This is a genomic window from Salinivibrio sp. PR932 (assembly GCF_001996125.1).
Classification (GTDB): Bacteria; Pseudomonadota; Gammaproteobacteria; order Enterobacterales; family Vibrionaceae; genus Salinivibrio; species Salinivibrio proteolyticus.
Genome location: NZ_MUFM01000055.1, coordinates 1 through 10,012, shown reverse-complemented (window position 1 = coordinate 10,012; position 10,012 = coordinate 1). Strand labels below are relative to the sequence as shown.

The following is a 10,012-nucleotide window of genomic DNA, read 5'->3' as shown; positions in this document are numbered from 1 at the left end:
CGTAGTCGGCGTGCCCTGGGCAGTCAACGTGCGCGTAGTGGCGAGTTGGCGTATCGTATTCTACGTGCGAAGTCGCGATGGTGATACCACGCTCACGCTCTTCTGGTGCGTTATCGATTGATGCGAAGTCACGCGCTGCACCACCGTGTACTTTTGCAAGTACAGTACAGATAGCGGCAGTCAGAGTAGTTTTACCRTGGTCAACGTGGCCGATAGTACCAACGTTAACGTGCGGTTTCGTACGTTCAAATTTTTCTTTAGACATGACAGTCCCTCTAAGCACGGTATTTCGGTGGCATTACGACCACACAACCAACAATTAGGTTTGTTGAGTATATATCAAACGGCTTGAAGTTACCTTGGAGAGGATGGTGCTGATAGGCAGATTTGAACTGCCGACCTCACCCTTACCAAGGGTGCGCTCTACCGACTGAGCTATATCAGCACTCTAAAAAGAGTGGAGCGGGCAGCGGGAATCGAACCCGCATCATCAGCTTGGAAGGCTGAGGTAATAGCCATTATACGATGCCCGCAATCGTTTCTCGTAGAGCTATTCAAACAATTTGAAAATGGTGGTGGGAGAAGGATTCGAACCTTCGAAGGCTGAGCCGTCAGATTTACAGTCTGATCCCTTTGACCGCTCGGGAATCCCACCTAATTTTGGTGCCGGCTGCCGGAATCGAACTGGCGACCTACTGATTACAAGTCAGTTGCTCTACCAACTGAGCTAAGCCGGCGACAAGTGCTGCGCATTCTATGCGATGAAATGGGGCCTTGCAATAGGAAAAATCAAAAAAACAGGTGATTTTTTCGCCTGTTGCACAATTTAGGGCTTAATTGTTGCTAAAATAGCCAATCCTAAATAACAACAACGCGGACCACTACTTTTCCTGATACGCAGATTGCGGTATCGTCCACCTCTTTATTGGCTTAAGGCAAACGGACCATGAACGCAACGCTAACGCCTTATTTGTCGTTCGACCGTCAACAATGGGCTGAACTGAGGGATGCAGTGCCCATGACGCTCACCGAAGACGACATTGAACGCCTGCGAGGGCTAAACGAGCACCTCTCAATGGATGAGGTGAGAGATGTTTACTTGCCTCTGTCACGACTACTCAACCTGTATATCAAGTCGCGCAAGAGTCGCACTGAGGTGCTCGACGAGTTTTTGACCCAGCCTGCCTCCAATCATGTCCCCTACATTATTGGGATTGCAGGCAGTGTCGCGGTCGGTAAAAGTACCACTGCACGTTTATTAAAAACCCTACTGACTCGCTGGCCCGATCACCCCAAGGTAGCCTTAGTGACTACCGACGGTTTTTTGTATTCCAACGCGGAGTTGGAAGCGCGTGGATTGATGAAACGCAAAGGCTTTCCTCAATCATATAACATGCGCAAATTGGTGGAGTTTGTGGCAGATGTAAAATCCGGTAAAGCCTGTGTGGAAGCGCCGATATACTCACATTTGGTGTATGACATCACTGGTGAAGTGCAGAAAGTCGAAAAGCCCGATATTTTGATCCTAGAGGGATTGAATGTTCTACAGAGTGGGATGGATTACCCACATGATCCTCATCATGTGTTTATTTCAGATTTTCTCGACTTCTCTATTTATGTTGACGCCGAACCGGCATTGCTCAAACACTGGTATATCGAGCGATTTATGAAATTCCGTCGCGGCGCCTTTTTAGACCCGGATGCGTATTTTCATCACTACACGCGTCTATCGGTTGCCGAGGCCAAAGATACCGCCGCGAGTATTTGGGATGAAATCAACGGGCGGAACTTAATGGAAAACATTCTTCCTACCCGAGAGAGAGCCAGCTTGATCTTAGAGAAAGGCGCTAATCATTCAGTCCAGCGCATACGCGTACGTAAATAACGGTTAGTCATCACGCCTTAGTGAAATTTCTCCCCCTAAATAGGGTGTGATGACGCCATCCACGTCCAGTAACAACGCACCATGCTCATCAATCCCACGCTCAATGCCGCGAACTTCGCGATCCCCCATCAAGAGTTTCACGGGACGCTCTTTGAAATTATCTAATTGCTGCCAATCATCCATGATCCCCGCTAAGCCGGTTTTTTCATAATCGAGCAAAGCTTCTTGTAAACGGCTTATCAATACACTGGCAAGCACGTTACGTGATGGCATCGGCTGACACGCATCGGCCAATCGCGCCCACGGCTGATCAATATGCTCGCTGACGTGCGGTCCCATACCAATATTCAGCCCCATCCCAATCACAAGATGTGCCGCATCACCGGTTTGCCCCGTCATTTCCACTAAGATGCCCGCAAGCTTTTTATCTTGATAATAGAGATCGTTCGGCCATTTTACTTTCACACCGGGCGCGCCCAGTTCATGCAACGCCTTAGTCATCGCCACACCCACCACAAGGCTCAACCCCATCGCAGCCGCTGGTCCCGCATCCAGGCGCCAATACATCGATAGATACAGATTGCTCCCGAACGGTGATTGCCACACACGCCCTCGCCGACCGCGTCCTTGCTGTTGATACTCAGCCAAACACACACTACCTGACGTTAGTTGTCCAACACGTTCCATCAAATACTGGTTGGTAGAGTCAATGACTGGGATAACGGATAAGGCAGGCACATCAGTGTGATCACTTAGCCAAGCTTCATCGAGCAACTCAATCGGTTGCGATAAGCAATAGCCTTTACCTTGCACACGGTAAATATCTAGCCCCCATGACTGCAACACTTTAATGTGTTTGCTGATAGCCGCCCGGCTCATGCCCAACGCGTCTCCTAGCATTTCGCCTGAGTGGAATTCACCGTCGGATAAACGGCCGATAAGGGCTAACCTTGCGCTATGTGTACGGCTCATTGCGCCTCCAAGGTGGTTTCACCCTGTGCGCCCATAAAGCGCACCTCATGGTGTAAGGTGACACCAAACCGCGCCTGTACGTCATCGACCACGCGTTTTGCGAGTTGGACGACGTCTTGGCTAGTGGCATGATCAATGTTAGTCAGCACTAATGCTTGCTTAGGATGGACACGCGCACCGCCTTGTCTCGCTCCTTTTAAGCCACATTGGTCAATTAACCAGCCAGCTGCAAGCTTCGCTTTGCCCTCACCAGCCGGGTACATGGGCATATCGGGATAACGAGTTTGCAAGGTTTGTGCATGCTGTGCATCCACCACTGGGTTTTTAAAGAAGCTCCCTGCATTACCGCATTCCCGTGGATCGGGAAGCTTAGCTTGGCGAATCGCACACACTGCATCAAAAATAGTTTGCGCGGACACCTGCTCACCGTTGAGATCGGCTAACGCTCCATATTTGAGCACTGGCTGCCACGCTTTCGCTAATCGAAATCCCACTTGCGTGATCACCCACCCCGTCATCGCCTCCGTTTTAAAAATGGAGTCACGATACCCAAATTGGCAGGCTTCTCGCGTCAAGCGGCGCGTTTCTTGAGTGCGAGGATTAATGATATCGACATAGTCGCAACGTTCGCAAAACTCGACGCCATAAGCGCCAATATTTTGAATCGGGGCCGCGCCCACACATCCCGGAATAAGGGCAAGATTTTCCAGTCCGGGCATGCCTTGCTCAATCGTCCAAGCAACCAGTTGGTGCCAAGACTGGCCGGCGCCCACATGCAGAAGATAGTCGTGCGGCGTTTCCTCTACCTCAAGACCAGACAAGCGGTTTAGCACCACCACACCCGCGTAATCCTCACAAAACAGCAGATTACTGCCTTCCCCAACGATCAACTTGGGTAAGCTTGCATAGTCTGGATGCTGCCAAATGGCGCATAAGTCAGCAATGCTATGCGCTTCAACCACCGCATGAGCGCGTGCCGGTAAACCAAATGTATGATGGGGTGTCAAAGACACATCAGATAACCACTTCATGAATGCATTACGCTGTCAGGAAACTCAGTGATAGGTATACTACCTGTCCTGCTCGTATTGCGCACCTATTGGACTATGGATAATTATCGTATTCACCCGCTGGAGCCATTGCGTTTTCCATTGGTGGCTCGGCTTTATAAAACTCACTACCCACCGGGCAAACCCAAAAAAGATGAAGTAATTTGGGTGATTGATGGGCCAAATGGCTTGTGTGGCGCTGTACGTTTTCAGCAACGGCCAACCTATCAACTATTAACCGGCATGCTCATTAGCCCAGCGCTACGAGGGACGGGGTTGAGCGATCGCTTACTGACCGACGTCCAAGAGACGATCGCGGCAAAGCCGTGTTTCTGCCTTGCCTTTCGCCATCTCACTGGGCTTTACGCGCGCCACGGTTTTGATGTGGTCGAACGCGAGGCGCTACCCGAGGATCTCGCTACCCGATTTGACAGTTATTGTCACGCCGGCAAAGACTTAGTTGCGATGGCGTATCAGGGGAAAGCGTGATGATAATGGCAAAGCCTAGGATCAGAGATCCGTTGCTTGCCACGATTTCTGGTACAATTCAGGGTTTAGCATCAAACCGCTCGACTCTGGCCGTCGAACAACATGAGGTAACAATGGATTCAGCTAACGCAAATCGGCAGCTAATTGATCGCCTGCCCACCATTGCGCACCAGCCAGAACATCTCGAAACGTTATTAGACGCAGTTTCTTTTAGAGAACGGCTGCTTAGCGAAATTAAAAACGCCAAATCACGTATCTATCTGGTTGCCCTGTATCTACAAGATGATGAGGCCGGACGTAGCGTACTCGACGCTTTGTATGAGGCGAAACAAGCTAACCCCGAGCTCGACATCAAAGTACTGGTTGATTGGCACCGTGCACAACGCGGCCTAATTGGCGCCGAACAATCGGACGGCAATGCGGCTCTGTATCGTGCCTATGCCGAGCGCTACACCCACAAGATTGAAGTCTTGGGCGTCCCCGTGCGAAATCGCGAGGTCTTTGGAGTCTTGCATCTCAAAGGCTTTGTCTTTGATGACAAAGTACTTTATAGCGGCGCCAGCCTCAATGATGTCTATCTCGCGCAGCACGACCGATACCGCTATGACCGCTATCATGTGCTGGCCAATAAAAAGCTCGCCGATACCATGGCAGACTTTATCGTCAACACGCTCACCGCCGACAGTGCCGTTAATTGTCTCGCCTCGCCAGACCGGCCAAATAGTAAAGCGCTTAAGCCCAGTATTCGTGAGTTTCGCGGCCAGCTACAACGCGCAAGCTATCGCTATGACGATGAGCCGATTAGTGAGCATCAGGTTGGATTAACACCGATGGTCGGGCTGGGTAAACGTAAGAACAAACTCAACCGCTATATCTGTCATTTGATTGCCAGCGCGCATCAAGAGTTGGTGATTTGTACCCCCTACTTTAATCCTCCCCGTAGCGTGGTCCGAGAAATCCGTCGCGCGCTGCGCCGAGGCGTTACCGTCAGCATTATTGTCGGTGATAAAACCGCGAACGATTTTTACTCTCCCCCAGAGGCGCCGTTTAAGACTATCTCAGCGTTGCCCTATCTTTATGAAGTGAACTTGCGTAACTTTGCGCGCCGCAATGAAGCCGCCATCGCCAAACGCCAGTTGAACATTCATATTTGGAAGCATGACGACAACAGCTTCCACCTCAAGGGCATTTGGGTCGATCGCCAGTACATGTTGCTGACGGGGAATAATCTCAACCCACGCGCGTGGAAGTTAGATTTAGAAAACGCCATTCTTATCCACGATAAGCATCAACGCCTCGAAGCGCAAAAACAGCAAGAAGTGGATAAGATCCTCGAGCACACGCGCTTGGTCGGTAGCTACAAACATATCGATAAGATGGAAGATTATCCGTTACCGGTAAAGCGGCTGTTAAAGCGGATAAAACGCGTGCGCGCCGATCACTTGCTCAATCAAATTCTATAAAAGGAGCAGGCCATGCGTATCGCCAGAATCGCTGCTATTGATGTGGACCCTCAACGTACCTTTACACCCGACTGCCCAGACGAGTTACCGGTACCCGAGGGAAATCAATTAGGAGCGGCATTGAATGCCCAAGCCGCGCTCGCAGATGTGCGTGTCCTCACCAAGGACGCCCATCCGGCTAACGCGGTTTGGGTGGTTGACGATGCTGCCGATATGCTCCAACCGCTTTCGTATAAAAACGCGGATCTCACCTGGGTCAAACACGCGGTTCCCGGCACCAAAGGGTTCGAAACCATTGACGACTTACCTCCTGTCACCGAATACGACTATGTGGTTTGGAAAGGGGTCGAACCCGACTTACATCCCTATGGTGCGTGCTTTCATGATATTGAAGAGAAGCTCAGCACCGGCTTGATTGAATGGCTGCACAGCCAAGAGGTAGAAACCGTCATTGTCGGTGGTTTGGCAACCGATTATTGCGTCAAAACCACTGCCATCCAGCTGAAAAAGCGCGGTCAGTTTGACGTGATTGTGAACCTTGCCGCGTGTCGTGGTATTCACCCACAAACAGTCGCCACCGCCTGTGACGAGATGCTGGATATAGGTATCAAGTTAGTCGATAGTCAGTTGGCATTAGGCTGTTTAGTCCCCCGTTAATTTGTATCGCAGCGACAGAGTACTCTCTCGCTGCGATCGTCCTCGCGCCTTGAGTGCAAACACAGGCTTAAACGGACCATTAAGTTTGAGTCCTTAGACAGAAATGCACTTTAATCGACAAGATTGCTAGGCTTCTTGATTGCTATCCCCTACTGTCCCATTAACTATTTTCACAATAAAAAATAAGTTTGGAGGATAGCATGCTCAAACCTACCGTACTGGGTCTCCTTATCGGCGCTTCATTATCTAGCACCGCTTGGGCGATGCCTGCATCGCAGCTTGATGCACTCGGAAACGGCCTCGATGTGCAATACCAAGTCATTGATAATACGCAAGATGACTGGCGTTCTTTTACGGGCAACGTCGCCTTTACCAACCAAAGTACTCAGACACTGCCTAAAACGGGCTGGGCGATTTATTTCAGCCACATTCGCATGATCAAGTCGATCGACACCGATCAACTTAAAGTCTCACACGTCAATGGGGATCTCTTCAAACTCGAACCCACAGATAGCTTTGTTCCGCTTGCTCCCGGTGATCAGTTAGTGGTTGGCTTTAATGCCTCTGACTGGCAAGTCGCTAAATCCGATATTATGCCGAATTGGTATTTAGCCTCCGACGATGAAGCTGGCACGCATACCGCATTGATTACCAGCACCAGTAACCACAAAAATGGCCAAGTGCCCACCAAACCGGATGATGAGCTCACCTTTGTCGGTGACTTTGACGCTCCCGCACAGTGGAAACGTTACGGCGGTGCACTCACCGACCATTATGACCCGTTCACGGCCGAACAGCGCTATGTACGCAATGCCGATTTGTCGTTGGTGGATACCCAAGGACACGTGCTTCCCACACCTGCCAGTCGCATTGAGAAAAATGGCCATATCACCCTCGATAGCGAGTGGACCGTGGTCTACGACAACGGCTATCAAGCACAAGCTCAATGGCTTGCCGATCAGCTTGGCATTTCAGCCACCGACTGGGCACCTACTAATCAAAAAGTTATTCATGTGGGGTGGGGAAAAGTCACCCTTAATGGAAGCGACCAGTGGCACGAAGCTTATCGCCTAGATGTGCAACCTGAGCAGCAACGTATTGACATCGACGCCCCTGATCAAGCGGGTGCCCTGTACGCTGCACAAAGCCTGCTACAACTTAAAACCGGCGAGACACTCAAGGCGGTGACGCTAACCGATGCACCGCGCTTTGCTTACCGTGGCCTGTCTGTAGATGCGGCGCGAAACTTCCGCAGCAAAGAGGCGATCTTAAAGTTACTCGACCAAATGTCCGCACTGAAACTCAACAAGCTCCATTTACGTCTCAGTGATGATGAAGCGTGGCGTATTGAGATCCCAGCCCTACCAGAACTGGCAGACATCGGTAGCAAACGCTGTCATGACTTGTCAGAAACCCGCTGCGTGTTGCCCTTCTTAGGCGCAGGGCCTGACGGCACCGAAGCATCCAATGGGTATTACACTACGGAAGATTATCAAGCGATTCTGCGTAAGGCAGAGGCACTCAATATCACCGTCATTCCAGAAGTAGATATGCCAGGTCACGCGCACGCGGCCATTAAAGCGATGGAAGCGCGTTACCACAAGTACATGGCACAAGGTGATGAAGCCAAAGCGAAAGAATATTTGCTCACGGACTTTGAAGACGACACGCAATACCTTTCTGTGCAAATGTTCACAGACAATGCGATGAATGTTTGTATGGAATCCAGTTATCGCTTCGTCGATACAGTGGTTGCGGCGCTCGTCGATGCGCATCGAGACATACAGCCGCTCGATACATTCCACTTTGGTGGTGATGAAATTGCCGGTGCTTGGAAAGAGTCACCCGTCTGTCAGACCTTTATTGCAGACAACAATGCAGGTGTGAACAGTGTTGACGATCTGAGTCAGTACTTTGTCGAACGTATTTCGCACATTACCCAACGTCATCAGCTCGATCTCGGTGGTTGGGAAGATGGCCTCATGCACAACAACAAGGTCTATCCACGCGCACAACTTGCCAATGAGCACGTCTATGGCAATGCGTGGCAAAATATCTGGGAGTGGGGCGTTGCCGATCGCGCCTATAATCTCGCCAACAATGGCTATGGGGTTATCTATAACCAAGCCACACACCTCTATTTTGACCACCCCTATGAGCCAGACCCAAGTGAGCGCGGCTATTATTGGGCCCCCCGTTTTACCGACACCCGTAAGACGTTTAGCTTTATGCCCGATGATCTCTACGCTAACGCAGATGCAAAACGCAATGGTGCACCTATCACCAAACAAGAGGTACTAGACGCTGCCACCGTGAAAACACTGACGCGTCCAGAAAACGTGCTCGGTTTACAGGCATCTATTTGGAGTGAAACCATTCGCTCCGATGGCCAATTTGAATCCATGACCTTCCCTCGCCTCTTCGCCATGGCTGAGCGAGCTTGGCACCGTGCCGAGTGGGAAGCAAGCACTCAAACCGGACAAGAGGCGAATCAAACCAAGCGCAACATTGATTACAACCTCTTTGCCAATCAGTTAGCGAACTACTGGTTCCCACAACTAGAGCAACAGGGTGTTGGGTTCCGCTTACCCGTTCCGGGTGGGGTGATAGAAAGTGGTATATTGAAAGCGAACTCGCCATTCCCTGGACTCACCATTGAGTACTCAACTGATAGTGGTGCAAGCTGGCAGACCTATGATGCGGCAAACGCTCCTCACGTCAGCGCCCCGGTACAGCTACGTACCATTTCAGGTGAGCGCGTAAGCCGAGTCAGTAAAATTCAATAATCGAGCTATTACATAGCTGAAAAGACAAAGCCCCGTCGACAAGACGGGGCTTTTTATTGGATCTTGGGTAAGTAGAAAATGAAATGCTATCTACTTAGCAGGCAGTCTAAAGCAAGGCATAAAGGGCAAGAGCTTTATTGATCTTCCAAATACAAAAAAGCCCCGACCGTCAGGTCAGGGCTTGATGTTTTCTCATCAAAGTCTTACGCATATCCGCTTTGATGCTTAAATTTTTGCTAACTAAAGCCCAACATTAAGCTCTAATTAGATTATCTTGTTTGATGCGGTGAGGATGTTGAATCGAGACGCGCAGGGCTGATGCACTCTCAAGATACAAAAAAGCCCCGACCGTGAGGTCAGGGCTTAATATTTTCTAATCAAAGTCTTACGCATATCTGCTTTGATGCTTAAATTGTGTCTGTGTGACGGGAGTTTTGAAGCGAGACGCGCAATGTACGTCAGTACATGAGCACCGTAGCTATCAAAAATCGCAAGCAACAGTCACAATTTATAATCAAAGCCTGGCGATGTCCTACTCTCACATGGGGAGACCCCACACTACCATCGGCGCTGCTTCGTTTCACTACTGAGTTCGGCATGGAATCAGGTGGGTCCAAAGCGCTATGGTCGCCAAGCAAAATTTTGTAATCTAGAAAGCTGTTTTTGTTCTCGCCACAATCAACTGGCTTATTTTAAGTCCAACCCAAAACC

Annotated in this window: 8 protein-coding genes, 4 tRNA genes and 1 rRNA gene; 5 read left to right on the top strand and 8 right to left on the bottom strand. The window is 50.2% G+C overall.

All coding sequences use genetic code 11. The annotated features are described in order from the left end of the window. From BZG84_RS15800 to BZG84_RS15780, 5 genes are all read right to left on the bottom strand, one after another. The coding region (locus BZG84_RS15800) for a GTP-binding protein (protein ID WP_241825819.1) at positions 1-265 on the bottom strand (265 nt) is incomplete at its 3' end. Between the two features lie 104 nt (positions 266-369). Beyond that, a tRNA-Thr gene (locus BZG84_RS15795) sits at positions 370-445 on the bottom strand. Positions 446-458: 13 nt separating this feature from the next. After that, positions 459-533 (bottom strand) — tRNA-Gly (locus BZG84_RS15790). 37 nt (positions 534-570) lie between these two features. Then, a tRNA-Tyr gene (locus BZG84_RS15785) sits at positions 571-655 on the bottom strand. Between the two features lie 6 nt (positions 656-661). Next, a tRNA-Thr gene (locus BZG84_RS15780) sits at positions 662-737 on the bottom strand. 209 nt (positions 738-946) lie between these two features. Here BZG84_RS15780 and coaA point away from each other — a divergent pair. After that, positions 947-1,885, top strand: a complete 939-nt coding sequence (gene coaA, locus BZG84_RS15775) for a type I pantothenate kinase (protein ID WP_069587006.1) — start codon at positions 947-949, stop codon at positions 1,883-1,885. Between the two features lie 3 nt (positions 1,886-1,888). Here the strand turns inward: coaA and birA are convergent, their stop codons facing one another. Then, positions 1,889-2,857 carry a bifunctional biotin--[acetyl-CoA-carboxylase] ligase/biotin operon repressor BirA gene (birA, locus tag BZG84_RS15770; protein ID WP_077479059.1) on the bottom strand — a complete coding sequence of 323 codons (969 nt, stop codon included), beginning with the start codon at positions 2,855-2,857 and terminating at the stop codon, positions 1,889-1,891. Beyond that, positions 2,854-3,888: a UDP-N-acetylmuramate dehydrogenase gene (gene murB / locus BZG84_RS15765; RefSeq protein WP_077479058.1), complete on the bottom strand. Its 1,035-nt coding sequence runs from the start codon at positions 3,886-3,888 to the stop codon at positions 2,854-2,856. Before murB ends, birA begins: the two co-directional genes overlap by 4 nt. 27 nt (positions 3,889-3,915) lie before the next feature. On the opposite strand from murB, the gene BZG84_RS15760 reads away from it, so the two are divergent. The 4 genes from BZG84_RS15760 (at position 3,916) to BZG84_RS15745 (ending at position 9,301) form a co-directional block, all read left to right on the top strand. After that, positions 3,916-4,395, top strand: coding sequence for a GNAT family N-acetyltransferase (locus tag BZG84_RS15760; protein ID WP_338012755.1), 480 nt, complete (start codon positions 3,916-3,918; stop codon positions 4,393-4,395). Positions 4,396-4,508: 113 nt separating this feature from the next. Next, positions 4,509-5,858 (top strand): CDP-diacylglycerol--serine O-phosphatidyltransferase, encoded by a 1,350-nt coding sequence (pssA, locus tag BZG84_RS15755; protein ID WP_077663519.1) that lies wholly within the window; start codon positions 4,509-4,511, stop codon positions 5,856-5,858. Positions 5,859-5,870: 12 nt separating this feature from the next. Then, positions 5,871-6,515: an isochorismatase family protein gene (locus BZG84_RS15750; protein ID WP_077479055.1), complete on the top strand. Its 645-nt coding sequence runs from the start codon at positions 5,871-5,873 to the stop codon at positions 6,513-6,515. 200 nt (positions 6,516-6,715) lie between these two features. Next, positions 6,716-9,301 carry a family 20 glycosylhydrolase gene (locus tag BZG84_RS15745; protein ID WP_077479054.1) on the top strand — a complete coding sequence of 862 codons (2,586 nt, stop codon included), beginning with the start codon at positions 6,716-6,718 and terminating at the stop codon, positions 9,299-9,301. Positions 9,302-9,820: 519 nt separating this feature from the next. On the opposite strand, the gene rrf is transcribed toward BZG84_RS15745, so the two are convergent. Further along, positions 9,821-9,936 (bottom strand): 5S ribosomal RNA (gene rrf / locus BZG84_RS15740). Positions 9,937-10,012 lie beyond the last annotated feature (76 nt).